21 protein-coding genes and 1 tRNA gene are annotated in these 25,562 nt (G+C 43.5%); 12 read left to right on the forward strand and 10 right to left on the reverse strand.

The annotated features are described in order from the left end of the window. Positions 1-45: 45 nt before the first annotated feature. Positions 46-282 carry a hypothetical protein gene (locus BUB43_RS09225; protein ID WP_073180447.1) on the reverse strand — a complete coding sequence of 79 codons (237 nt, stop codon included), beginning with the start codon at positions 280-282 and terminating at the stop codon, positions 46-48. A gap of 133 nt (positions 283-415) precedes the next feature. Here BUB43_RS09225 and dnaG point away from each other — a divergent pair, with 133 nt between their 5' ends. The 3 genes from dnaG (at position 416) to BUB43_RS09240 (ending at position 3,599) form a co-directional block, all read left to right on the forward strand. Then, complete coding sequence (gene dnaG / locus BUB43_RS09230; RefSeq protein ID WP_073180449.1) at positions 416-2,338, forward strand: DNA primase; 1,923 nt, start codon at positions 416-418, stop codon at positions 2,336-2,338. Between the two features lie 64 nt (positions 2,339-2,402). Further along, positions 2,403-3,083: an ATP-dependent Clp endopeptidase proteolytic subunit ClpP gene (gene clpP / locus BUB43_RS09235; protein ID WP_073180451.1), complete on the forward strand. Its 681-nt coding sequence runs from the start codon at positions 2,403-2,405 to the stop codon at positions 3,081-3,083. A gap of 114 nt (positions 3,084-3,197) precedes the next feature. Continuing rightward, positions 3,198-3,599: an acyl-CoA thioesterase gene (locus BUB43_RS09240; RefSeq protein ID WP_260200737.1), complete on the forward strand. Its 402-nt coding sequence runs from the start codon at positions 3,198-3,200 to the stop codon at positions 3,597-3,599. Between the two features lie 33 nt (positions 3,600-3,632). Here BUB43_RS09240 and dnaJ read toward each other — a convergent pair whose 3' ends face one another. The 4 genes from dnaJ to proS form a co-directional block, all read right to left on the reverse strand. Continuing rightward, complete coding sequence (dnaJ, locus tag BUB43_RS09245; RefSeq protein ID WP_073180453.1) at positions 3,633-4,748, reverse strand: molecular chaperone DnaJ; 1,116 nt, start codon at positions 4,746-4,748, stop codon at positions 3,633-3,635. Between the two features lie 18 nt (positions 4,749-4,766). Continuing rightward, positions 4,767-5,309 (reverse strand): nucleotide exchange factor GrpE, encoded by a 543-nt coding sequence (locus BUB43_RS09250; RefSeq protein WP_073180455.1) that lies wholly within the window; start codon positions 5,307-5,309, stop codon positions 4,767-4,769. A gap of 115 nt (positions 5,310-5,424) precedes the next feature. Further along, positions 5,425-6,702: an OmpA family protein gene (locus BUB43_RS09255; RefSeq protein ID WP_073180457.1), complete on the reverse strand. Its 1,278-nt coding sequence runs from the start codon at positions 6,700-6,702 to the stop codon at positions 5,425-5,427. A gap of 96 nt (positions 6,703-6,798) precedes the next feature. Beyond that, a complete protein-coding gene (proS, locus tag BUB43_RS09260; RefSeq protein WP_073180485.1) occupies positions 6,799-8,274 on the reverse strand; it encodes a proline--tRNA ligase in 1,476 nt (491 codons plus the stop codon). Positions 8,275-8,398: 124 nt separating this feature from the next. Between proS and BUB43_RS09265 the strand changes: the two genes are divergently transcribed. Both BUB43_RS09265 and BUB43_RS09270 read left to right on the forward strand, forming a co-directional pair. Next, positions 8,399-9,358 carry a hypothetical protein gene (locus BUB43_RS09265; RefSeq protein WP_073180459.1) on the forward strand — a complete coding sequence of 320 codons (960 nt, stop codon included), beginning with the start codon at positions 8,399-8,401 and terminating at the stop codon, positions 9,356-9,358. Positions 9,359-9,385: 27 nt separating this feature from the next. Continuing rightward, positions 9,386-10,798 (forward strand): OmpP1/FadL family transporter, encoded by a 1,413-nt coding sequence (locus BUB43_RS09270; RefSeq protein WP_073180461.1) that lies wholly within the window; start codon positions 9,386-9,388, stop codon positions 10,796-10,798. Positions 10,799-10,852: 54 nt separating this feature from the next. Here BUB43_RS09270 and BUB43_RS09275 read toward each other — a convergent pair whose 3' ends face one another. Then, positions 10,853-11,542 carry a ZIP family metal transporter gene (locus BUB43_RS09275; protein ID WP_073180462.1) on the reverse strand — a complete coding sequence of 230 codons (690 nt, stop codon included), beginning with the start codon at positions 11,540-11,542 and terminating at the stop codon, positions 10,853-10,855. Positions 11,543-11,588: 46 nt separating this feature from the next. Between BUB43_RS09275 and BUB43_RS09280 the strand changes: the two genes are divergently transcribed. Beyond that, complete coding sequence (locus BUB43_RS09280) at positions 11,589-12,752, forward strand: THUMP domain-containing class I SAM-dependent RNA methyltransferase (protein ID WP_073180464.1); 1,164 nt, start codon at positions 11,589-11,591, stop codon at positions 12,750-12,752. Positions 12,753-12,755: 3 nt separating this feature from the next. Further along, on the forward strand, positions 12,756-13,757 hold the full coding sequence (locus BUB43_RS09285) for a glycosyltransferase family 2 protein (RefSeq protein WP_073180466.1): 1,002 nt from the start codon (positions 12,756-12,758) through the stop codon (positions 13,755-13,757). A 75-nt stretch (positions 13,758-13,832) separates the two neighbouring features. Here BUB43_RS09285 and BUB43_RS09290 read toward each other — a convergent pair whose 3' ends face one another. After that, positions 13,833-19,604 carry an alpha-2-macroglobulin family protein gene (locus tag BUB43_RS09290; RefSeq protein WP_073180487.1) on the reverse strand — a complete coding sequence of 1,924 codons (5,772 nt, stop codon included), beginning with the start codon at positions 19,602-19,604 and terminating at the stop codon, positions 13,833-13,835. A gap of 98 nt (positions 19,605-19,702) precedes the next feature. On the opposite strand from BUB43_RS09290, the gene BUB43_RS09295 reads away from it, so the two are divergent. Genes BUB43_RS09295 through BUB43_RS09310 form a run of 4 tightly spaced genes read left to right on the forward strand, consistent with a single transcriptional unit; the run spans position 19,703 to position 21,643 of the window. Next, positions 19,703-19,939 carry a hypothetical protein gene (locus tag BUB43_RS09295; RefSeq protein WP_073180468.1) on the forward strand — a complete coding sequence of 79 codons (237 nt, stop codon included), beginning with the start codon at positions 19,703-19,705 and terminating at the stop codon, positions 19,937-19,939. Then, positions 19,927-20,226, forward strand: a complete 300-nt coding sequence (locus tag BUB43_RS09300; protein ID WP_073180470.1) for a type II toxin-antitoxin system RelE/ParE family toxin — start codon at positions 19,927-19,929, stop codon at positions 20,224-20,226. Before BUB43_RS09295 ends, BUB43_RS09300 begins: the two co-directional genes overlap by 13 nt. 7 nt (positions 20,227-20,233) lie before the next feature. Then, positions 20,234-21,337 carry a DNA replication/repair protein RecF gene (gene recF, locus BUB43_RS09305; protein WP_073180489.1) on the forward strand — a complete coding sequence of 368 codons (1,104 nt, stop codon included), beginning with the start codon at positions 20,234-20,236 and terminating at the stop codon, positions 21,335-21,337. 12 nt (positions 21,338-21,349) lie between these two features. Next, positions 21,350-21,643: a DciA family protein gene (locus tag BUB43_RS09310; protein WP_073180472.1), complete on the forward strand. Its 294-nt coding sequence runs from the start codon at positions 21,350-21,352 to the stop codon at positions 21,641-21,643. On the opposite strand, the gene BUB43_RS09315 is transcribed toward BUB43_RS09310, so the two are convergent. Genes BUB43_RS09315 through BUB43_RS09325 form a run of 3 tightly spaced genes read right to left on the reverse strand, consistent with a single transcriptional unit; the run spans position 21,632 to position 25,391 of the window. Beyond that, entirely contained in the window at positions 21,632-23,650 is a 2,019-nt protein-coding gene (locus BUB43_RS09315; protein WP_073180474.1) for a recombinase, read from the reverse strand. The two genes, BUB43_RS09310 and BUB43_RS09315, sit on opposite strands and share 12 nt — an antisense overlap. Positions 23,651-23,664: 14 nt before the next feature. Next, positions 23,665-24,309: a monofunctional biosynthetic peptidoglycan transglycosylase gene (mtgA, locus tag BUB43_RS09320; RefSeq protein WP_073180476.1), complete on the reverse strand. Its 645-nt coding sequence runs from the start codon at positions 24,307-24,309 to the stop codon at positions 23,665-23,667. Positions 24,310-24,341: 32 nt separating this feature from the next. Next, positions 24,342-25,391, reverse strand: coding sequence for an ABC transporter substrate-binding protein (locus tag BUB43_RS09325; RefSeq protein WP_073180478.1), 1,050 nt, complete (start codon positions 25,389-25,391; stop codon positions 24,342-24,344). 45 nt (positions 25,392-25,436) lie between these two features. Here BUB43_RS09325 and BUB43_RS09330 point away from each other — a divergent pair. Further along, positions 25,437-25,510: transfer RNA gene (locus BUB43_RS09330), tRNA-Arg, on the forward strand. The last annotated feature ends 52 nt before the right edge of the window (positions 25,511-25,562 follow it).

The raw sequence follows: 25,562 nt of genomic DNA on the forward strand, positions 1-25,562 counted from the left end.
ATTTAGCAATTAATCAAAATACTATCAAAAAATATGAAAAATCGCTCAGTTCTGCTGGGCGATTTTTTGTGCGAATTCTTCAGCGAAAAGTTTTCGGTCCGCTTCTAATTTTTCGGGATTGTTTGGCAGTATGTAGGTGAAGAGAATCTTCTCATCATTATCCAAAAACATGATTTCAACTTCTTCATTTTCAATCATTTGTGAAAATATTTCCCACATTGATGCGTCTTTCTGTTTCAGTAAATCGAAAAACGGCTCGGCCTTTATCTGAATGGATTTCATTCCGCAAAGTTAGAATTTAGATTTTAGATTTAGGATTGCCCTTCGGCAAGCTTCCTAACATCATAACCTTCATCAGCACAATAACTTCCTAACCACAAAACCAAATCTCAGCCTTAATTCCTAAATTTATCCCGTGATTTCCAAGCAGACGATTGATAAGATTTTCAGCGCGATTCGTGTGGAAGAAATCGTGGGTGAATATGTGCAGCTGAAAAGGGCGGGCTCCAACCTGAAAGGCCTGAGCCCTTTTCAGGACGAGAAAACGCCAAGCTTCGTGGTCTCGCCAAGCAAGCAAATCTGGAAAGATTTCTCCACCGGAAAAGGCGGCACGGCGATTTCCTTCCTGATGGAAATTGAAAATTTCACCTATCCTGAAGCACTGCGCTACGCCGCGAAAAAATACGGCATTGAGGTGGAGGAAGACCGCCGCGAAATGACGGACGAAGAACGGCAGGCACAAACCAACCGGGATTTGCTGTACAAAATTCACGAAGTGGCGAACGAATTTTTCCAAAGCCAGATGCACGATACGGAAGAAGGCCGCAGCATAGGGCTTTCGTATTTTCGTGAGCGCGGCCTGAACGATGCCACCATCAGAAAATTTCAGCTGGGATATTCGCCGGAACGGAAAAATGCCTTCACGGAATTTGCCCTGAACAAAGGCTATTCCAAAGAAATTCTCGAAAAATCCGGGCTTTCGATTTTTCCAGATTACAATGAAAACGGCATCGACAGATTTCGGGAAAGGGTGATTTTTCCAATCCACAGTTTCAGCGGAAGGGTCTTAGGCTTCGGTGCAAGAATCTTAAAAAATAACACCAAAACTGCGAAATATCTCAATTCGCCGGAAACGGAAATTTACCACAAATCCAATGTTCTATATGGATTAAACCAAAGCAAGCAGGCGATTTCCCGGCAGGATTTGTGCCTTCTGGTAGAAGGCTATATGGATGTGGTTTCGTTGCATCAGTCCGGAATTGAAAATGTGGTAGCAAGCTCCGGAACATCCCTAACAACCGAGCAAATCAAGCTAATCAGGCGGCTCACGGAAAATGTAACGATACTTTTCGACAGTGATAAAGCCGGGATAAAAGCAAGCTTCCGAAGCATAGATATGCTACTTTCCGAAGGGATGAACATCCGCGTTTTGCTCTTCCCTGAAGGCGAAGACCCAGATTCTTTCGCAAAAAAGAATTCGCAAGAATTTGTCGAAAATTTTATCAATTCCTCAGCGCAAGATTTTATCAATTTCAAGGCGGAAATTCTGCTGAGCGAAGCGAATGATGACCCGATAAAAAAAGCGGCAGCGATAAGGGACATCGTGAAATCCATCGCTTTTGTGAAAAATTCGCTAAAGCAGGAAATTTACCTGAAGGAAGTTGCGCAGAAATTCGACCTTACAGAGCGCGCATTATTCAATGAGCTGAAAGCATTGCAAAGCATTAAAAATCAGCAAAATACAGCTCAGCCAAGAAATGAAAAACCGGAAAAATTAGCAATCGTTCCAGAAACGCCAACGGTAAATCCATTGCTGATTCTTGAAGAAAAACTGGTGGAACTGATGCTGAAATACGGGGATTATCTTTTGACCGAAAAAGATGAAAACGGCGAGAGTTTCCAGATTACCGTAATTGAAAAAATCCTGGCGCACTTTGATGAAGACGGCTACGAAATTCAGTCGGAACTCAACAAGAAAATTATCGGCGAAATAGCCGCAGGCGTGGAAAATGGCGAGCTGAGAACTGGGAAATTCTTTCTATCACTGATGGAAGAAGGCCTTAGCGAAAAGGTTGCGGATTCATTAATTGAGCCTTATGAAACTAGCAACTGGAAAAAATACGACATTTATTTCAGCAAAGAAAACGAGGTGGTGCCAAAACTTGTCTCTGATGTATTAATCCGTCACAAAAGAGCCTTCGTACTGGAGCTCATTGAAAAGCTTAAAAATTCCATATCTGCGTCTGAGACGGAAAATCAAGAGGATATTTACTCAAAAATAATGAGGCTAAATGGGCTTCGCCGCACGATGGACGCTGAACTCCATCGAATATTATGACAAAATGACATAAAATAGATTAGGAATAAAATTTGCGACAGAACAGGCAACAGATTTTAGACAAATGGACATTAGAAAAGAGTTTAGAGATTTCTCGGTAAAGCATCTTGGCAACAGCGGTTTGGCGACTGACCAATATTTAGGAATGTATGGCCCGACGAATTTGACGCCCTACATTATTGAAGAGCGCCGGATGAATGTGGCACAGATGGATGTATTTTCCCGCCTGATGATGGATCGCATCATCTTTCTGGGGACGGGTATTGATGATCAGGTGGCAAATATTGTGACGGCGCAGCTTCTGTTCCTTGAAAGTGCGGATTCCGCGAAGGATATCCAGATTTACATCAATTCGCCTGGTGGTAGCGTTTATGCAGGGCTGGGCATTTATGACACGATGCAAATCATCAAGCCTGATGTAGCGACGATTTGTACCGGGATGGCAGCCTCGATGGGCGCCGTTCTGCTGGTAGCCGGCGAAAAAGGGAAACGCAGCGCGCTGAAGCATTCAAGGGTGATGATCCATCAGCCTTCTGGCGGGGCACAGGGTGTAGCCTCGGATATGGAAATTAATTTGCGCGAAATGCTGAAGCTGAAAAAGGAACTATACGAAATCATCTCCCAACACTCTGGGCAAAGCTACGATTGGGTGGAAAAGGCCTCCGACCGTGATTATTGGATGACCTCTCAGGAAGCAAAGGAAATGGGTATGGTAGATGAAGTGCTTGAAAGAAAAAGAGACTGATATATTTAAATATTTTGTAAAAAATTCCGCTTGAAATTCAGGCGGTTTTTTTATTTTTACGAAAAATTATTTATGGCATCTCAATCTACCGACCTGTCTAATTTTAAATTTTCTATGCCCGTTCCCATTCGCTGGAATGATATGGATGCGCTGGGCCATATTAATAATGTTCTGTATTTTGAATATTTTCAAATCGCAAGAGGTGAGTATATGAATACAGCGAGCAAATCCTGGGACTGGACTAAGCATATGTTTGTAATCGCCCACATTGAGTGCGATTATTTTAAAGAAATAAATCCCTTCACCAAGGATCCGTTAATAAAAACCAGGGTATCCGGCATTTCCAATAAAAGTTTTGATATGGAATATGCGATCGTGAGTACTGGTAAAGATGGAGAGCAGGTACTGCACGCTATCGGCAAAAATGTAAATGTCTATATCGATATGACTACAAAAAAATCTGAAACCATTCCTGACTGGCTAAGGGAGGAGCTTAGCCATTTTGAAGGATTATAACAAAATCCCGCAGCAAGTTTGCGGGATTTTGTTTTAGCTGAATAAATCTTTTACTTTATCGAAAAATGTTCTCTCCTTTCCTGAGGGTTCTGCCTTCATCTCGCCCTCTTTCAGCTGGCGTTCGAAGAATTCTTTTTGTTCGGGGGTAAGGTGCTGCGGCGTCCATACATTAATATGCACAAACATATCGCCTTTGCCATAGCTCTCCAAACTTGGCAAGCCTTTCCCGTTCAATCGGAGAATTTTTCCTGACTGCGTGCCAGGATCTATTTTTACTTTCGCCTTTCCACCCACTGTCGGTATTTCCTTCGAAGTTCCGAGAGCTGCCTCTGCAAAGGAGATGTAAACTTCCTGATGCAGATTATCCCCCTCCCGCTTAATACTCTCGTGTTCCTCCTCTTCTATCAAAACAAGTAGATCGCCGGGAATACCGCCAAACGGCGCATCATTTCCTTTACCTCGCACGCTAAGCTGAACCCCTTCCCGGGCACCTGGCGGTATGCTGATTGTAACTTCCTCATCTTCTTTAATAAGACCTTGGGCATCCGCTCCCGCCGGGATATAATCAGCAACTTTCCCTACTCCCTGGCAAGTAGCACAAGTCTGCTGGCTCTGCATCTGCCCGAACATTGTATTGACAACTTTGAGCTGAACTCCCGAACCACCACAAGCAGGGCAAGTTTTGGAAGTGGCCCCATCAGCCATTTTCAAGCGTTTTACTTTGATAACTTTCTGCGCGCCACCCATCATTTCCTCAAGATTAAGCTTGATGCGTACCCGCAAATTGGAGCCGCGCACCTGCTGAGGCCTTCCACCACCAGCACCACCGAAACCAAAATGCCCGCCGAAAATATCCCCAAACTGGCTGAAAATATCTTCCATACTCATACCGCCGCCGAAGCCCCCGCCGAAGCCTCCTGCACCACCTACGCCGGCATGGCCGTACTGATCATAGCGAGCACGCTTATTTGGATCGCTGAGGATTTCATAGGCTTCCGCAGCCTCCTTAAACTTTTCCTCTGCCACGGCATCGCCTGGGTTTTTATCCGGGTGGTACCTTACCGCCTGCTTCCGGTAAGCTTTTTTTATCTCTTCGGCCGTCGCAGTTTTCGGTACTTCTAAAATTTCGTAATAATCTCTTTTTGCCATCCCACTGTTTTAGAAAAATTACTGCCCGATTACTACCTTCGCAAAACGGACTACCCTACCGTTCAGGATGTAGCCAGTTTCTACCACATCTACAATCTTGCCTTTCAACTCTTCGGATGGGGCGGGAATTTGCGTAATAGCTTCGTGGTGCTCCACATCAAAATCATCCCCGGGTTTTACCTCCATTGTCTGCAAGCCTTTTTCTGTAAGTTTATTTTTAAATTTTTGGTAGATGAGTTCTACACCCTTCACCAGATCTTCATTGTCAGTTTTTGAGATCTCCTTTAGTGCCCGCTCAAAATCATCCAAAATCGCGAGCATAGAAACCATCATATCCTGATTAGCAAATTGGAAAAATTCGAGTTTCTCCTTTGCAGTTCGCTTTTTGTAATTTTCAAATTCAGCATATAGTCTTACATACTTCTCTTTTTCCTCGGAAAGTAAATCTTCTACAGATTTTTGATTCTCTTCCGTAGATGGTTCTTCTCTTGCCTCTTTCGTTGCAGGATCCGCTTGGTTAATATCTATTTGCTCTTCTGGCAATTCTTGATATTCATTCATAATTTAAATTTTATAACAAGAATATGACAAAGAATCTGCCAAATTTTGTATGTGGACAATTAGTCACAAAAAAACTCCCGACCAAGGCCGGGAGTTGTGTATAGTGTGAAATTAATTATTTTGAGAATCTTATAGCCATCTTTCTGTCTTTAGCTCTTTCAGCGTCAGAAGCAGAAGCATCAACAGTAGCAAATTCTGATCCGTAACCTTCAGCACCAGTTACTTGTGAACCTACACCATATTTTTCAAGCTGAGACTTAATAAAGTTCGCTCTTCCTTGAGAAATTTCTTTGTTTACGGCTTCATTACCTGTTTTATCAGTGTAGCCTCCAATTTTAACTTTAGCATCAGGATACGCCTTCAGGATTTTAGCAAGGTTTTCAATTTGAGCTTCAGAACCAGCCTCTAGCTGATCTTTAGAGCCGTGTACGAAGTTTACATTATCAAAATCATACCATACAGCTTTCAGACCTTCTTCGTTGGCATTTGCGTATTGACCGCTCTGAAGGTAAGAAATCATTCTCTGTTCAAGACCATTAGGATAGCCTCTGAGAGCGGTACCGTTTAGGTCAATGTCCTGAAGTTCTCCACGGTTAGCAGGAGCTGTAACGGCTGCTGTATCTACCATAGTAGAATCTTCTACAACAACTGTGGAATCAGCCGGCTGCATAGGGGTTTCAGGATTTTTCTTATCGCACTGCTTCCAAAGGAACCATCCTGCGAGAAGAAGCAGAAGAAGCGGAAGAAGCCACTTCCAGATTGAATTGTTATCCTTTCTGTCCACATTTACATGCGTGTTGCCTGCTCTGTTTACATCAGGATTGCCTTGGTTGTTTGAGTTCATAGTTTTATCATTTAGATTGTTGTTTGTTGTGGAGGTTGTAAAATCACCTAGACCAAGGCTAGCAAGTGAAAGGCCAGTAGGAAGCAGTGCGGAAACATGAGATTTCTGCTGCTCTAGCAGTCTGGAAACGCCCGCTCTGTCAAGATTTTGATCAGATGCATACTTGCTTACAGTACCCAGCGTAGCGCCTGTCACCATATTTGCAAGGGAATTCACAGTAGAGTTATTTACACCTGCAAAAGATGCTACAGATGAAAATAAATCACTAGCTCTGCCGCCGAAAATCGTATTCAGTACTGCTGAGATTACGGAGTTATCAGAAGTGCCTCCGATTAGGTTGTTTAGATAGCCCTGGCTTGCAGAACCAAAAATTGCATCAAGAAGCGTAGGGTTTGATGCATTTCTAGCCATACCGCCAACCACTGCAGGAAGCAGTCCGCTGATCGCTTTGCTGATTCCGGATTCACTTTCGCCAAATTGCGTTGATGCCTGAGTAATCAGGGCAGGACCAAGTTGTCCTTTGATTAGATCAATTAAATTTACTGACATAATAGTTTGTTTTTCTGGTGAACTTTAGCAATTATTATTCCAAAAACTGAAAAATGTCATATTTTCTTTCGAAATTTATATTAAGTTTATGTTAATTTAATACGCTTTCGCGAAAATAACCCGTTGGTTCGATGGTTTTCCGCTGATTAAGGAAACGCCTTCCTCCAAATCATTATCCAAAGGAATGCAGCGGATGGTAGCCTTCGTTTCTTCCTTGATTTGCTCCTCTTCTTCCGCTGTGCCGTCCCAATGCGCGGAAATAAAACCGCCCTTCTCTTCCAGCACTTTTTTAAATTCTTCGTAGGTATCCACCTCGGTAATATTTTCGTCGCGGAATTTCAGAGCCTTCCTAAATATATTGTCCTGAATTTCGTCCAGAAGCTGCGAAATATATTCCGCAATGTTTTCCAGCGGTTTTACTTCTTTCGTCAATGTATCGCGGCGTGCAACTTCCACGGTTTGGTTCTCCAGATCCCTTGCACCCATCGCAATTCTTACCGGCACGCCTTTAAGCTCGTATTCCGCGAATTTCCAGCCGGGCTTGTTTTGGTCGTCATCATCAAATTTCACGCTGATGCCTTTCTGTTTTAGCTCTGCCACGATTTTATCCGCCACTTTACGGATTAGGTTTAATTGCTCTTCACCCTTAAAAATCGGCACTATTACCACCTGAATTGGCGCAAGTTTTGGCGGAAGCACCAGGCCATTATCATCGGAATGTGCCATTATCAAAGCGCCCATCAGCCTTGTGGAAACGCCCCAGGAAGTTGCCCACGCATATTCCAGCTGACCTTCTTTGTTCGTAAATTTCACATCGAAGGCTTTGGCAAAATTCTGCCCGAGGAAATGCGATGTCCCAGCCTGAAGCGCTTTGCCGTCTTGCATCATCGCTTCTATGCAGTAGGTTTCATCGGCGCCGGCAAATCTTTCGCTCGGCGTTTTCACGCCGCGAATTACCGGTACGGCAAGCACATTTTCCGCAACATCGGCGTACACTTCCAGCATTTTCTCGGTTTCTTCCATCGCTTCTTCCCTGGTGGAATGCGCCGTGTGCCCTTCCTGCCATAGGAATTCTGCGGTGCGAAGGAACAGCCTTGTCCGCATTTCCCAGCGAACAACATTCGCCCACTGATTGATGAGTATCGGCAAATCCCTGTAGCTCTGAATCCAGTTTTTGTAAGTGTTCCAGATGATGGCTTCGGAAGTTGGGCGCACGATGAGCTCTTCTTCCAGCCTGGCTTCCGGATCCACGATTAATTTCCCTGGATTTTCGGCATCATTTTTCAGACGGTAATGCGTGACTACGGCACATTCCTTTGCGAAGCCTTCGGCATTTTTCTCTTCCGCTTCGAAAAGGCTTTTCGGCACAAACAGCGGAAAGTAAGCATTCTGGTGTCCGGTTTCCTTAAACCTCCTGTCCAGCTCATCCCGCATTTTTTCCCAGATGGCGTAGCCGTAGGGCTTGATGACCATACACCCACGCACACCGGAATTTTCCGCCAGGTCGGCTTTTACCACCAGTTCGTTATACCATTTGCTATAATCTTCCGCACGGGTCGTTAATTTTGTCATAAAATTTAACTTTTCCTTTAATTTTAAATCAAAAGCCAGAAGCGAATTGCAAACTGACATATAATAAATATGGTACAGTTTTGGCTTTTGTGCAAAGATAATTGAAATACATTTTTCTGACATCATGGAAAAAAATATCTTTGATAAATTTTTAAAAAGAAATCTGAAAAATTCTTTTCTGGCATTTTCCGCCGGCCTACTCCTCGCATCCTGCGGATCCTATATGAATGGATATAGCGAGACCGACGGTGTGTATTACGACCCGAGCCGGGATACCGTACCCCAAGGCACATACAAGGGCTACGCCGGCAATAGGGTGGATGAAAATTATGACTACAGCGCAAGGCCGGAAACCGAGGAAGATATAGCCCGCTATGGCAGAAAGGGCTATAGGCGCAACTGGAACGAGAAAAAATCCGACTCCGACTGGGGAGAATATGCGGGAAGCGAGACCCTATATAGCGGCTGGGGAAGCGCCTATGCGCCGTGGTATGGTAGCTTTGGCTACGGCTGGGGGCACCCTTATTATGGCGGCAGGTTCGGGATGAGTTTTGGCTGGGGTAGCCCGTGGTATAGTGGATATTATGGCTATGGTGTAAATCCATATTGGTATGGTGATCCATTTTACGGAGGGTTCTATGGCTATCGACCTTATTATTATTCTCCTTACTACTATTCGCCATATTATGGCCCATACTATTATGATTATTATGGGTATGGCGTACCTTACCGCTATAGTGTTCCGCGCAGAAATGTCGGGCCAAACAGCTATCCAACTGCCGGCAATAACGGGAGAAGTTCCTCAGCATCTCAGCCGGCATACTCCGGTAGGGATGCAGGATTCCGCACCAGCTACCCGCAGGGGCAGCGCACATATAATGGCGCGGATAGGAGCAGATCCGACGGGATGGGTAATAGAAGTATTTACCGAGAAACTCCTTCGCAGCAGCGCAGCGACACCTACCGGGATAACTCTTACCGTTCCTCCGGCAGCTATCAAACCGGCGGCTACAACGGGAACTATGGTGGCGGCAGTACAGGCGGAAGCCGTACCGGAGGTTTCCGTACCGGGGGCAGCAGATAATTTTAAAATAACTTTACAACTTCAAAAATGTTAAAAAAAAGTATAGCAGCAGCATTCCTTACCGCTGCATTCAGCACTGCTTGGGCGCAGGATGTCTCTACCGTCAGGAATGCGGTGGAAGTCTATGATACCACACCCCAGGGCTCCGCAAAATACAATGCAATGGCTGGAGCTATGGGCGCCCTTGGTGGGGATATAAGCTCCGTAAATGTGAACCCTGCCGGTGTGGGAGTGGCCATCGCCAGCGATGTATCGGCGTCGCTACTCATTCAGAGTAATAAAAATGAAAGCACCCTCTTCGGTGAGGGCAACAGCTTTAAAATTAACAATGCTAATGTCGGGCAGGCTGGTGGCATCCTTGTTTTCAACACGGAGGGCGGCAACACGAAGATTAAAAATGTGAATCTCGGATTTAGTTTTTCCTCGAAATCTGCGGAAGAATATCTCGAGAGCCGTGGGCAGAACAGCATTACCTTCCAATTCCCAGAGGATCAGCTCCAATTTGTGCGTCACGCGTATGACAGAACGGGAAATGTGGCTAAAACTACCCTGGCTGCGGGTGCGAATTACGATCACAGACTCTATTTTGGTATCGGTTTGAACCTTCATAATGCGAGCATCGACCAATACGATACTGCGTCTATGCGCTCCGTGGCAGAAAATTTAACTGACAGCTACTTCAAACAATACACGCCCTACGGGGAAGACGGAACCGGATTTTCTGCCAACATAGGCGTGATTGGTAAAATCAATAACCAAATCCGCCTGGGGCTGGCGCTGGAAACTCCCACCTGGTGGAATATCGACAGAAGCTATTATTACTACAGCCCTGTAAACTCCAATGACGATGGACTTTATACTGAATCACGCGATTTACGCACCCCGATGAAGCTTTCGGCAAGTGCGGCAATTGTGCCTTCGAAAAATTTTGCCTTCAATGTGGATTTAATCCAAGGCGTCAGCAAACCGAAATTCACCACTGGAGATAAGGACCTGGAGGATGAACTGAACAGCTTTTTCGAGGACGGAAAAAACAGCACGGAGGTGCGCGTAGGAGCGGAATACCGCATTAATCAGTTCAGAATTCGTGGCGGCTATGGATTTGCATCCAATCCTTTTGGCGACAGAAACCTTTACACCGTGGCGCAAAACAACACGGCAAGCCAGTTGAAGTACGACAATCTCTACGCTGGCACGCGCAACACTTTTGGCTTCGGGCTGGGCTATGATTTCAAGTCATTTTATGTGGATGCGGCTTACCAGAATATCAGCTCTAAATTTTCCAACCCTTTCCTGTATGGAAATGACCTGGCAGGCACGCAATATTTTTCCACAAATTATTCTAATCCAAACGGCTATTTCGGGAACGACGGATCCGTAGTATCCGAGGTGAAGAATACCCAAAACAACTTTACAGTAACGCTCGGCTGGAGATTTTAATATTTTATGAGAATTTAGCGAATAACTTCGGGCGAAAATCCGAAGTTTTTTTTGTTAATGGTAATGGAAATTGTGGCTGAGCAAGGCTAAGGCTATGCCGGAAACCACGAGCAGAATTTTCTGCCAATCGATATTATGATTTTTATTCGATTCAAAAATGATGACGGATGCGATGTGCAGGAAGATTCCGCCAACTACCGCCAAAAAGTACGGCTGAAGCGATGCATCGAAAAAGCGGCCAAGCCACATACCAAGCGGCGAAGCGATTGCAAAAAGCGCCACGGTGAGCATTCCGCCGAAATTGATTTTTTTCGAACCGAAAAGGAAGGCGCCCAACACAAAGGAACTGGGCAGGTTGTGGAACAAAATTCCGAGCAGGTAGGGCGAAATTTCGCGCGGATTTTCCGCCAAAGGTATGCCTTCGATAAAGGCGTGTACAACGAGCCCAATAATCAGCGAAAGCGGCAGAATGCCCTGGGAATCGCGCTGATGAATGTGACCGTGCTCGAAGCCTTTGGTTAAACTTTCCAAAACCAGCTGCAGCAAAACGCCGGCTACCACGAAAATCCCAATACCGTGGATTCCCGATGAATATACGGCTGGAAACACTTCGTTCAGGCAAATGGCGATGAGAAAGCCCGCCGCAAAAACGAGCAGGTTTTTCGCCAAAACTTTCTGGCGGCCAAACTTCGCACCCACTAAAGCGCCGACAACCACGCTGAGAATCAACAGAACTTCAACCACAATTCTGCAAATTTAGAGTAAATTTGTCTTTGCGAAAAGTAAAATTGTGGACACAGAAAATCTGGAAATTCAAATCAAAACATTTTTCGGGCTGGAAGAAGTGCTGGCAGCGGAAATCCAAAAGTTGGGCGGCAGAAATGTGGCGGCGAAAAACCGCGCTGTAAGCTGCACCGGCGATTTGGGATTTCTTTACAAAATCAATTATTCCGCAAGAACAGCGGTGAAAATCCTGGTTCCGATATTTTCGTTCAAGGCCTTAAATGAGCAAAAATATTATGACAAATTGGCGCGTTTTGACTGGTCGGAATTTATGGATGTGTCCCAAACCTTCGCCATAGATGCCACGGTAAATTCCAACCTCTTCACGCATTCCCGCTTTATGACGCTGAAAATGAAGGATGCCATCGTGGATTTTTTTCAGGAAAAATTCCACAGAAGACCGGACATAGACACGAGAAATCCGGACATCAAATTTCACCTGCATATCGACAGAGACTTGGTGACCATCTCGCTTGATTCTTCCGGCGAACCGCTCTACAAAAGAGGCTACCGAAAAGCGCAGGGCAAAGCGCCGCTGAATGAAGTTCTGGCAGCAGGAATGCTTCAAATCGCAGGCTGGGATGGCAAAGGCAACTTCTTGGACCCAATGTGTGGCAGCGGAACCCTGCTCATCGAAGCGGCAATGATGGCGATGGAACTTCCGGCGCAGATTTTCCGGGAATCCTTCGGTTTCCAAAACTGGAAAAATTATGACGACGAACTTTTCACGAAAATCAAGAATTTCCGACTGAATAAAATTCAGGAATTCAGCGGGAAAATCATTGGCTACGATGCTGAAAATGAGGCAATTGAAAATGCGAGGAAAAATATTGCAGCGGCAGAACTTGAGGATGTAATTGAAATAGAGCAGAGAAATTTCTTCGATACGAAAAAAGAACATTTTCCTTTGCTGATGGTTTTCAATCCACCGTATGATGAACGGATGAAAATTCAGGATTACGATTTTTACAAAAAAATAGGCGATACCTTCAAAAATCAATATCCTAATACTTTGGCCTGGATCATCACTTCTGACCTTGACGCTGCGAAAAAAATCGGACTTAGGCCTTCACGAAAAATCAAACTTTTCAACGGAAAATTGGAAACAAGATTCCTGCAATACGAAATGTATGAAGGGTCGAAGAAACAGAAATATACTGATAATCAATAATTTGTGAAACCTACTTTTTCCATCGTCATTACAATATTCAACCGGAAGGATGAACTTTTCGAACTGCTAAATTCGCTGGCTTTTCAGACGGATAAGGATTTCGAAGTCATCGTTGTGGACGATGGTTCTCAAATTTCACTTTTACCAACAATTGAGCTTTTTAATGAAAGATTGGCAATTCAGTTTTTTCGCAAAGAAAATTCTGGCCCTGGTTTGTCGAGAAATTTCGGTGCGAGAAAATCCAACGGTGAATGGCTGATTTTCCTGGATTCTGATGTGATTCTGGAAAAGGATTACATTGCTAATGTGCGACGAAATATCGCGGAAATTCCGTGCGATGCCTTTGGCGGTGCAGACCGAGCGCACAAAGGTTTCAACCTGATGCAGAAAGGGATTTCGTACGCGATGACTTCCGTGCTGACAACCGGCGGAATTCGCGGAAGCAAAAAAGCAGTGACGAAATTTCAGCCGCGAAGTTTCAATATGGGCGTGAAAAAATCGGCGTTTCTGGAAGTGGGCGGTTTTTCGGAAATGCGTGTAGGCGAAGACCCAGATTTATCGATGAAACTTTGGGAAAACGGCTTCACTACGGCGTTTTTCGATGGCATCGCGGTTTACCACAAAAGGCGTGTGGATTTGGGAAAATTCTCAAAACAGGTGTATCAGTTTGGCTGCGCAAGACCGATTCTCAACCAAAGACATCCAAAATTCGTGAAGCTCAGCTTTGCATTTCCATCGCTGTTTTTGATTGGCTACTTCCTCGCCTTCATCGAATACTTCGTGCTGAAACAGGGCTTCGTATTGGCGCTTTACGGCCTTTACACGCTGCTCGTATTTTTCCACGCAATGCTCACCACGATGAACATCAGCATCGCTGGAATCGCCGTAATCGCCACCTACATCCAGCATTTTTCGTATGGCTATGGCTTCCTGAAAACCTGGTTCCTTCTGAATGTGGTGAAGATGCAACCGAAGGAAGCCTTTCCGGAAGGCTTTAATGGATGATTAATTATAATTGATTGATTACTAGTGAATTACATCTGTGCTTCAGCATCAAGCATTCATATTAGTTATCAATCGTCATTTATCACTTATAAAAATCCTTTCGCCTTTCGATCTTGCATTCATCTGTGGTGCGTAGTAATTTTGCAGCGTGCTGAAACCGTTGCTGAAACGGCCTGCCGCGTTGCAAACTAATTCATACTCAAATACATAGCGGCCTTTCGGCATATACTGGATGTAGAAATTCGTGCTCGCATCCTTCGTGCTCTGATAATAGCCCAGCGAATTTTTCCACTGATAGCCGGAAAGCACATCCACCGGCTCAAAACCTGCCGCCCTCATATCTTTCAGGTGCACAAATTCCAGGTTTCTGTCGGTATTCAGGATCAATCGTACGGATACCCTGTCGCCTATTTTCAGCGGTGTCTGCTCAGAGATTTTCTGCAACTGCTCGCCATTTTCCGTATTGATTTTACGGTAAATTTCCTTCGTGATTGAAATATAATTCTCGCTCGATTTTACCTTTTCCAAATCCTCATAATACTGCCAGAAAACGCCGCCCTGCATTATTCCTGCACCTGGTTTTGTAACGGTAACTTCCGCCAAAGACTTATCGATTTCCTCAGGTTTCACCGTGGTTTTGATGTAGCCCGTAGCTTTCGCGTCAGGATTTGCTAATGGCTTGCCGCCCCAGATTATTGTAGCGCTGTCACTTTCCGCCGATGTCCAGGATTTGCCGCTGTTCACAATGGTGAAAATCACTTCTGCAGTGCTTCTCGAGGTATCCCAGCTCGAAACTTCCTTCTGTGTTATCAGCCAGATTTTCAGCTCTTCGATGAAATTCTCATCCTTCGGGCGAAGTTTCTGGAAGGCTTCCAACGCGCCCGAATGATTCACGATTTTAGATGAATACCAACCCCAGCTGTTCATATTTTCCTTCCAGTAAACGCCTTGTGTTTTCGTTTCCACCGAGGTTTCCTTCAGGTAAGTCAGCAATTTGTCCGACTGCGTTTTCAGCCCGTAAAAATCGAAAAGCAGCGCAGCACGGTGCAAGCCATAAAAAGTAAAATCGCGGATTTCTGCTTTTGGTGCCTTCTGAATAATCAGCGCTTTCAGCTGCGCTCCCTTCCCTTTCAGCGGAAATTCCTTTTCCCAATAATGCCGTGCATCCAGATAATTCAGCACGAAATTATTCCAAACATTTTTCTTTTCTAAATCGTAGTACCTAAGCGCTTCATTATCAACATATTTCACCAGTTTTTCTACCATTTTTTGCTGACTTCCAGCCTGATATTCCGCCAGATTTCCGCCAAGCCATTCACTAATTCTGCCCAAATTTTTCAGGATGTAAACCGATACATAATACGAGCTCGGCGAACCTTTCATCCATGAAAATCCACCGTCAGAATTCTGCCACTCCTTCAGATCATCCCAGTCGGTTTTGATGGATTGCCGCATCGTATTGGCATCGAAAAGCCTCGCCAAATCCTGCTTTTGCTGCGCTTCGTGCTTGCTGCGGAACACCCACGGCGTTTCCTGCAAGAGCAGCTGTTTCAGTTCCTGATTTTTTTCCAGGTTGGATTTCAGCAAATCTTTCGACTGATATTCTTCGAAAACCTTCTGCAGCCTTGGATTTTGCCTGAAAATTTCACTTGCCAGAACATCGGCAAACCATTTGTTGAACTGAACATCTGCCGAAATATTTGCATCTTCTTTCAAGCTCGGCAGCGCTAAAATTACTTCCCAAATTGGATTGGTGGTAAGTTCCAGCGTGTTCGCATAGTTTGAAGCGGTGGCAGATTGGTTTTCCGCTAAATTTTTCAGAGTAAAAGTTTTCGTCTCACCCTGCTTCACGAAAATCGGCTGAGCATCGGTGATTAGCATTCTGTTCGGCAAAATTGCCACGGCATTCTGTTCGCCGTCCGAAAAGTTTCCGGCTTTTGCCACCACCTTTAAAATCACGGATTCTACGCCGTAAGGCACTTTTAAAATCCAGCTTGCCACGCTGTTTTCCGCGGCATTCACCGAAAAGTTTTGTGTAAAATTTTGTCCGAATTTTTCCGTGATATTTTCATTGGTAAAGGCATCCAGAACCTGCAGCTGCGCACTTCCGCTCAAGGCCTTCGCCGAAAGATTTGAAATCCTCGCCTGAATTTGAATCTCATCATTTTCCCGCAAAAATCTTGGGAAATTCGGCGCCACGGAAAATTCCTTCTGCGTTATCACATCCTTTTCCAGCGTGGCAGCACGGGCATCTTTGGTATGCGCCAAGAACATCAGCTTCCATTTCGTCAAAGCTTCCGGCGAAGTGAATTCAAAATGCACATTGCTATCCTGATCGGTAAGAAGATTTGGGTAGAAAAACGCCGTTTCCTGCAAATTTTGCCGTGCCTTAACTTTCTCTAAATCAGCATGTTTTTCGGCAAAATCCGTTTTCTTAGTTTCCGCCAGATCTCTCGCTGATTCTGCGTAAGCCATCGTTTTTGCCGTCCTGTTTTTGCCGACACTCATTGCAGCAGGCGCCGCATCATACATTACATTGGCACTGTAAGCCACAGCATTTCCGTACTCCAGGCCTTCATTAAACCAATTGAATTTCGGCTCGGAAATTCTGTAAGTTTCCAGGTATTTGAATTTTTTCCTCCAATAGATGCTTTCCAAACCTTCCCGATAATTGTCATAGCGGTGAAACCTCGAAGGGTTTCGGTAAAGCTTTTGCCAAGGGAAACGGTTTGCCGCAAAATTATCCAGCGATTTATCGTACATCGTAGCCAAAACTTCGGCATTTATTTTCTCGGAATTCCGTCCGGAAATTTTCACCGTCCATTTTTCTTTCGAGTTCGGCTCGATTTTATCTCGGAAAGTTACCGTCTCAATTTTCAGCGATTTATCTTCCTGATTTATCGGCAGCGTTAGGGTTTTTGTTTGAAAATCATTAAACGCAATGATTTGAAAATCAAGCTGTAGCGTTTCAATTTTCTCATCTTTCGGAATTTCCACCGCATATTCATAAAGCCCGTTTTTCATCGCAATCTCGTGCGGTTTTACATTTCCGTCGCCGTTTTGTAGAAATATTTTCAGCTGTGCATCTGGCACCGAAGAATAAACGAAGATGCGTGCTTTTTCGCCGCGGTTAAAGGATTTTTTCTCGGGCAAAACTTCCAGCATTGTGCGCGGGAAATTTTTCCCGGATTTATCCCAAACTGTCAAATATTGCGTTGTGCGGATGGTATCATTGCCCTCCACATTGAAAAATTCCAGGCGGTAAGTTCCGGCTTCCAACTTACCCAGCGAGATTTCCGCATTGCCGGACGGCTGCTGGGTTTTGTTTAAAATTAACTTTTCAGTGGGCCAGTTTTCCGTCAAATCTTCCTTGCTGAAGCGGTCGTTCGGGAATTTTCTTACGAATTCCTCCCTGCTCATTTTTGGCAAATCCTGAATTTCACTGCGGAAATTTTTGCGGAAAATCTGCTGCGGTTCTCTCAGTTTTTCCAGCCTGATTTGGTAAGGTTTCTGTAAATTTTCACCGCTGTAGTTTTTTGTTTCTACTTTTATTTTTGCCTCTTCACCGCTGAAAATTTTCCCGATATTTTCCGACGAAATGTAATGCGAAACGCTTGCTACGGTTATCGTTTTCGTTGCGCTCTGCGTTTCTCCGTTGATGTCCGTTACATCCGCTGAAATTTCAAAATTATCCACCTGAATTCCTTCCTGTGTTTCATCTTTTTTCAGGTCAATTTTTATTGTAAATTCACCGCGCTCATTGGTTTTCGTTTCGCCAAGAATTGAATTTTCGTTATCTTCCCTTGGCTCAAACCACGGGAAATAACGCCAGCGCATATTCCGCTTTTTTATCTCAAAATTTACGGCAGTATTGCTAAGCGGAACGCCTGAAAAACTCGCTGCTTTGCCCTTCAGTTCAATGGTTTCGCCGTATTTGTAATCGTTTTTCAGCGGCTCAAAAGCCACCTCAAATTTCGGCCGCTTATATTCTTCAACCCTGAAACTTTTGTATTCATTACCGATTTTTATGGAAAAATATCCGTTCAACTTTCCGTGGGGCAGAACGAAATTACCGCTGTAAGAACCGAATTCATTCGCCGTAAATTCCTTAGTTTGAAGAATTTCACGATTGGCATCAAGCAGCGAAACCGACTGAGAAATTCCAGCATTCACCATCTCTTTTTCGCCGTTCAGTTTTGTGTTTATTACTTTAAAATAAACAGTTTGCCCAGGGCGGTAAATCGCTCTGTCTAAAAAAATCTGAGAGCGCGAATTAGGATGATCTCTGTGGAAAAATTCGCGATTATTGAAATTAAACAATTCAAAATTATTGCCACGAAGTTTTACGAATCTTTTATAATTGTAGTCGTTTCCACCTACAAAAGAAAACCTTCCCTGTTCATCCGTCATCGTGGAAAATTTCCCTACTTTTTCATCTCTAAAAATTTCGACCGGAATATTTGGAACCGGCTTTCCATTTTCACGATTTACAAGTTGATAAATTTTCGAATGCTGATTTTCGCTTGGTGCGATTTCAATAATTCTGTATTCCGAAGCAATGAAATAAAACTGCTCTTTATCTTTATCTAATTGATATTCAATAATATAAATCCCTGAAGGCAATGCTGGAATTTCCACTGAAGTTTTGTAGGATTTATAATCATTCTTCGAAGGAAGTGTAAAATTTTCTGTTGTAAAAAGTTTTTTCTTTACGGAAGAAATAGGGAATTTGTAACTATGAAATAGATGATTCTTAAAACTTTCTGCATCAGCTACCTGAAAAATATTCAGCGTAAATTTTTCAATATTTTTATGTTCTGCAACCAGATGAATTGGCTTGTCACTTTGCGTAACAAGCTCATAATCAAGCGTTAAGGTCGATTGGATAATTTCATTTACCTCATTAATTATGACATTGATGAATTTTGAATTTTTATAGCTATTTTTTGCATTTTCCAAAATTTCAAGTGCCTTTATATTTTCTCCTTTTCTCCGATAAAGATTGGCAATATCTTCTGCGATAAAAATTTTGTAATCGTTTTTGTCAGCCGAATTATAAAGCCGCTCAAGCTGCGAAATCTCATTCTTGCATTTCGACTTATCACAATTAAATTTCAACTTCAAATGCTGGAATCTCAGCTTAGTATTTCCTGAATTTACGGCAACCCTTTCATCATATATCTCATTGATTTTCTGATGATTAGCCTTAATTTCATTCGCTGTGAAAAGTGGATCGTCATCCAAAAATTCTATCTGCTGAATTGCAACCCAATCGGCTAAAGTTGGCGTGAATTCTAAATCAAAATCATTCTGAAAAATTTTCTGATAAGGTTTCAAACTCACCTTCTGCAACTGTGGCTTTTCAGCCTCCAATTCATTGAAAAATTTCAGAAGATAATTCTTAAAATCCAGTTTTGTCCAAGTTTCAATCTGCGTAACATCCTGATTATCAATACTTGTCCGTTGATTGATGCTCCAACTATTTTGCTGGTAATATTCGTAGAAAAAAGAGCCAAGCAACACTTTGTAAAGCAACCGGTCCTGATTTTTCAGCTGCTTTTCCACAGTGCTAAGTTTCGTGAAAAACTGCGTAGCCACATCATTTTTCTCGTCATCATAAGTATTGTTCACGATGCTGAATTCTGATTTCAGCGAACGGATTAATTCCGCCGAATTGCTTTCTCTCAGGGCTCTTTCCTGAATTTCCAAAATCAGCGGAAGGTTACTTTTGTAGCGGCCTTCCCTGTAATTGCTCTCGATTTTTTTCCATTGTTGTTCGTAGAAATTCTGTCCGAAAACTGGCATCATTCCGAAAAATAGTATAAAGATTAGGAGATATTTTTTCATTACCGGCAATTTTTCGCGGAAAAACCGCTGTGCTAAAGTTAGAAGTAAAATCTGTGCCGCATTTCGATTTTGGATTGCTATCTTTACAAAAAATTGCGATGGAAGATTTGCTGACATTACGAAAGAGAATTGTCGAGAAAATTTCTCGAACATCCGATGTTGAGAAATTAAAAAAGATGGATGACTTGTTGGAATCAGAATTAGAAAATTCGCAACAGATTAAACTTGATGATGCACAAATCTCATTACTAAAACTTGCTGAAGAAGATTTTAAAAATGAGAGATTTTCAACAGACGACGAAGTAAGGAAAATGGCTGAAGAATGGCTGAAATAGAAATTTTCTGGTCGGAAATTGCAATTAATCAGCGAAAAGACATTGTTAAATATTGGAATAAACGAAATGGAAATTCTAACTATTCAAATAGACTTAACAGACTGATTAACAAAAAGTTAAATACAGTAAAACTTCATCCAAAAATCGGAACTTTGATAGAAAATTTCGATGCAAGAATGCTGCATATTGAAAACTTCGGTTTAGTTTATCAATTGAAAACAAATCAGGTAAGAATTCTCGCATTTTGGGATCAAAGACAGGATCCCGAAAAACTGCTTGAATGCTGAAAATCTAATGATCATCCGCAAACTTTCTTTAATTAATTTCAAAAATCATTCGGAAAAATCGTTTGAGTTTTCACCGCAGATTAATTGTTTCGTGGGAAACAACGGCGCCGGAAAAACGAACATTCTGGATGCGCTGCATTATGTTTCGATGGGAAAAAGCTTTCTCAATAATTCTGATTTACATAATATTCAAGAAAAAACGGATTTTTTTACGATTGATGCAATGGTGTTTGATGATGAAAAAGACAACATTATCAAAATTCAGCAGCCAAATTCTTCACGGAAAACCATCAAAAAAAACGACAAAGTCTACGACAGAATTGCCGATCACATTGGATTTTTGCCCAGCGTTCTCATCTCACCCTATGATTCCAACCTGATTTCCGATTCCGGTGAAAGCAGAAGAAAATTTTTGGATGCAGTTATTTCTCAAACCGACAGAAATTATCTCCACCATCTAATCCAGTATCAAAGAACGCTACAGCAGAGAAATGCCCTGCTAAAGTCTTTTGCGAAAAATCGTTTTTTTGATGCGGATTCTTTAGAAATCTACAATGAACCTTTAATGAATCACGGTGCTGAAATTTTTACCAAAAGAAAAATTTTCATCGAAAATCTTCTGCCGATTATTCAGAATTATTACGACATCATTTCGGGCGGAAAGGAAAGAATATCAATCACTTACAGTTCGGATTTAACGGAGAATAACGGCGATGCGAAAGAATTTTTCCAGCAATTAATAAATGAAAATCTTGAGAAAGACCGGATTTTGACGCACACTTCAAAAGGCATCCACAAAGATGATTTGCTTTTCGAAATGAATGGGCAATTAATCAAGAAAATCGGTTCGCAGGGACAGCAAAAATCCTTCCTGATTGCGCTGAAATTAGCCCAGATGAACTCGATAAAATCGCTCACTGGAAAAACGCCGATACTTCTGCTCGACGATATTTTCGACAAGTTGGACGACGGAAGAGTTTCACAGTTAATCGAGCTGGTAAACCAGGAAAATTTCGGCCAGATTTTCATCACCGATACGCACAGAGAGCGCACAGAAAAGATGGTCAGGAAAATAAGTGATCAATCTGTCATTTTCGAAATCGGTAGTTAATTCCAGTTTTTAATGCGAAAAAAGAAAAGAGAATTCGTAGCGTCTGAGCTGGTGAAAACCTTCGCGCAGAACCACCAGTTTGAAGATAAATTATTTGCATTTGAAATCAAGGATTTTCTTCAAAGCTTGCCCCGCAGCGGTTTGCAGGGCGAGATTGAAAGGATCAGCATACGGGAAGGTAGCCTTCTGCTGAAGCTAAGATCGCCCCTCTTGCGACACGAGCTTCGGATGCGAAAATCTCAATACCTGGGAATTCTTCAGGAAAAATATGGCAAAGAAAAAATTGCCGAATTATTAATTTTTTGAAAATTCATCTGCAGCGGCGCCGGTTTTATTATCCATTTCGGTCTGGATCGGGAGGAAGAACAGGGCAGGTTTTTTTATGAAGTATTTAAAAATTTCCGAGTTAATTTCGCCAAAATCTGCCGCATCGATTTTCCTGGAGCGCATCGCCAAAATCATTGACAGGCCAAAACTTACAGCGAAATTTAGAAATCCTATCAGGAATACAGTAAAAATACTGATCCAAAGAGTGCTATTTTCCACAATAAAATCATGTCCGTAGAGCCCTAGCGCAAGGTTGCCCGCTGCAAAGGTGATGTGCCTGATATCCAGATCAAGCCCAAGGAAATGCCCTACCGGCGCCGTGATGCCCATGAAAATACCGAACCAGAAATTAGACATTATCCCAGCCCAGTTTTTTGCGTAATATCTTGAAACCCCTTCAGCAAAAGGCTTCCCGAACAGGGTGATCAAAATGCGGTTATTGGCAAGCCGCTTCGGCATCTGGTAATACACAGAATTATTGCCAACATTCCCCGCAATAATTCCTGAAATAAATAGAAACACCCCGGCGATGCAGGAATGCAGCACCACCTTCGTTTCCCGAGGATTCAGGTCTGCCAGGAGCTTTTCAGCCTTTGGCGCAGCAAAATTCAGGGTAAAAAGTACATCCAGCCCGTAGATTAGCAGCAGCGCCGCGGGGAATGCCCACAGCACATTGCCCACGAATGCAATGAACTGACTTCGCACCAGCCGCGCCACCGTATGCGCAAAACCACGGAAGTTCTTCTCCGTATTGTTGCCCTCGGAAAGCTCCCTAGCCAGGGCGGCGGCCGTCATCGCCGGCTGCTTGGTCGCAAGCGTAAACCCTAGAAGATTAATCATTATGAAACCCATAGAATAGTTTAGCGAGTACAAAAAGGCGTGGCCAAACTCGCTGGTTTCCGCGAATCCATAGAGCAGCTTCAGGATACAGAGCGCGCCGACGATAACGCCGCCTCCGCTCGCCTTCCAGAACATTTTCAAATAATCACCGGCAGTGGCAGTGATGTAATGCGAGCCGGTTTCCGCGGTGTGGTTGGTAATAAGGTGGGAAATGAGGCGGGTGCTGTCGTTGGCCAGCTCCCGAAGGTTGTTCCTGTGAGATTTGTATTCCATGATGTTCATCACCAGGTCTTGAGATTTTCTTAAGACATCTTCCTCAGAATCTATCACCAGTAAATCCAGACATTCGGAAATGCGCTTCAGCATCTGGCGGATTTTCAGCAGGGACTGGTTGATTTTCCCGGAAATGCCGTAGACTGAGGCATTCTTGAAAGCATTATCTACAAACTCCTCACACTGTGTGAGATACACTTTTATCTGCTTCAGGTTCTCATCCTGTGAACTTAATTCTAAACCGGGGTCTTCTTCAAAAATTTTCACCAGTTTTGAAAGCTCGTCCTGCAGGGCGATGAAGGGATTATCAAAGCTGCGGTACTCCGGTACCATATGGAAAATTTCCTGATCGAGTGCTGAGCCTATCGCCCGCCAGGCAAGTACTTCCATAGAAAAAAGTATCTGCTGCTTTACTTCGGGGCGGGAAATAATCTTATCAATTTTTAACAGCTTAAAAAAATCATCCGCCTGCTCTCTGGAAATTGCCCTGAAATAGGCCAGGTCCTGCTTCGGGCGTACAGAAACCGTATCCACCACATGCCACACGGTTTCCTCATCCTCCACCGGCGGGATGAAGGTGTTTAGCAGGCGTTTTTTGAATTCACTGATAAATGCAGTTTCCGAAAGAATATTCGCCTCCGTAAGCGAGAGTGTGAATGGTTTCCCTCCGAAGATATTATGAAGATAGGCAGAAAAATTCTCGGCGATATCTTCATTATCGCGAAGAAAAGAAACCACATCCTGAAAATCCGCACGCTTGACAGCCCTAAGCACCTGCGAAAGCGGTTCTAAATTCTGGGACTCATTCCCAAAACTGAAGTACCTACGCAAAACTGCGTCAAAATCAGGGCGAAAAATATTCCGGCTGGCCATTTGGCAAAGGTAAATTATTTCAAGCTGACGGTCTGCATCTGCCGCAAGATCCAGCGGTGTTTCCAGGCGAGTTTCCCGTCGGGGTTTTTGGGGTCGTAATTTCTGGGATTCGGGAGCACCGCGGCTATCCACGCCGCCTCGCTTCTGTCGAGGTCTTTCGAGTTTTTTCCAAAATAATATTTTGCCGCAGCCTCCACGCCGAATACGCCACGCCCCATTTCAATGCAGTTCAGGTAGCGCTCCAGGATCACCTCCTTGCCCCAGAATTTTTCTATGATAAAGGTGTAAAAAGTTTCCAGCCCCTTCCGGATCCAGCTTCGCTTCTGCCAAAGAAAGACATTCTTTGCCGTCTGCTGGGAGATCGTGCTGCCGCCGCGTAGGCTCCCGCCTTTTCGGTTGTGCTCTATCGCCGCCTGAATTTCCCTGCGGTCGAAACCATTATGATGAAAAAAAGACTGGTCTTCGGAAGCCAGCACAGCCTTCTGCACATTGGTTCCCATCTCGGAAAGCGGGATGTATTCGCGCTGCAGCCTGCCGTACTCCGCAAAAGCGCTGATCTGGGTAATGGTAATGGGCGGGTTGAAGTACCTCCCGAGCACTACCGCCAGAGCATTGAGAATGATCAGTAACCAAATTATTCTTCTTATAAACCTGAACATAGGTGCAAATATAAAACTCTTGCAGCTTTGGCTTAGTCTGAGATTTTCTGCATATACACCAGCGAGTCGTTGGGAAAAAGTTCAGGATGGAAAATCTTCACATAGTCCCGAAGCACCAGATCCGCCCTTACCGCCCCACTCTCGAAATAGTCATTCGCCTTAGCTCTTTGCCTCTTCCCTATCGTATATACTCTGCCCCGCTGGAAGACTTCCAGCCGCGCATAGTTGGGATTTGCAGCCAGCAATTCCTTTTTATTCCTGTGATTCCCAGCATTTACCCATACTTCTGCATTGCTGCCCTCTGAAAACACCTGCTCGAAACTGAGCGGAATGCTGCGGGTCTCGTCATTATTTTTCAAAAAATAATCAGCATTGGCATCCTTAAAATATTTTGCAGCAAAAGTTTTTCCGCCTGGCATAAACCACTGATTCCCATACATTTCATTGGCGATGATCTTCGGTTTATTATTTGCCTTAGAAGCAGCATTTTTATAAATAGCATAGTTTTTTCTCACCTCCGCAAACACAGAATCTGCCAACTTTTCCTGGCTGAATAATTTACCAAAAACCTTTAAATACGCGCTTTTTATAAGCGGATCGCTCTCCCGATATTCATCAAGGAAAATTATTCTTATACCGTTTTCTCGAAGGATTCGGTAAGAATTCTCAAAAATTTCAATATAATTAGTAATAACCGCGTCCGGCTTCAGCGCAATTATCTTCTCCAGATCATATTTCTGTTCGTTGCCCACCACCTGTATTTTTCCCGAATTCAACATTCCGGTAATTTTCTCCGAGTAAATGTATTCTGGACTCGCGATTGCTGTAACTCTGCTTTCGCCGCCAAGCTCGACGATATACCCTGTAAGGCTGGAACTGAGGAGCACGATTTTTTTGAGCGGCAGATCGGACTTTTTTATTTCAGTTTTAAATTTTCCAGAATGTATGACGAGCTTAGTATCCGTTTCAGTAAAATACAGATTTTCAGAAATTTGCAGTGAATAATTATTGGGCTCGGACTGTTTTTTTTTGCAGCCTGATAATAGAATGAGAATAAAAAGGAAAAAAAATCTGATTTTCATTTGCCAAAGTAAAGTAAAAAGTGCTATATTTGCAAACCAAAATTCGGGCTCGTGGCGCAACTGAATAGCGCATCTGATTACGGCTCAGAAGGTTACAGGTTTGAATCCTGTCGAGCTCACAACGGCTAAAGCCTTTCCCACAACGGGTTTTAGCCGTTTTTTCTTACTTCT

The organism is Cruoricaptor ignavus (assembly GCF_900141665.1).
Taxonomy (GTDB): Bacteria; Bacteroidota; Bacteroidia; order Flavobacteriales; family Weeksellaceae; genus Cruoricaptor; species Cruoricaptor ignavus.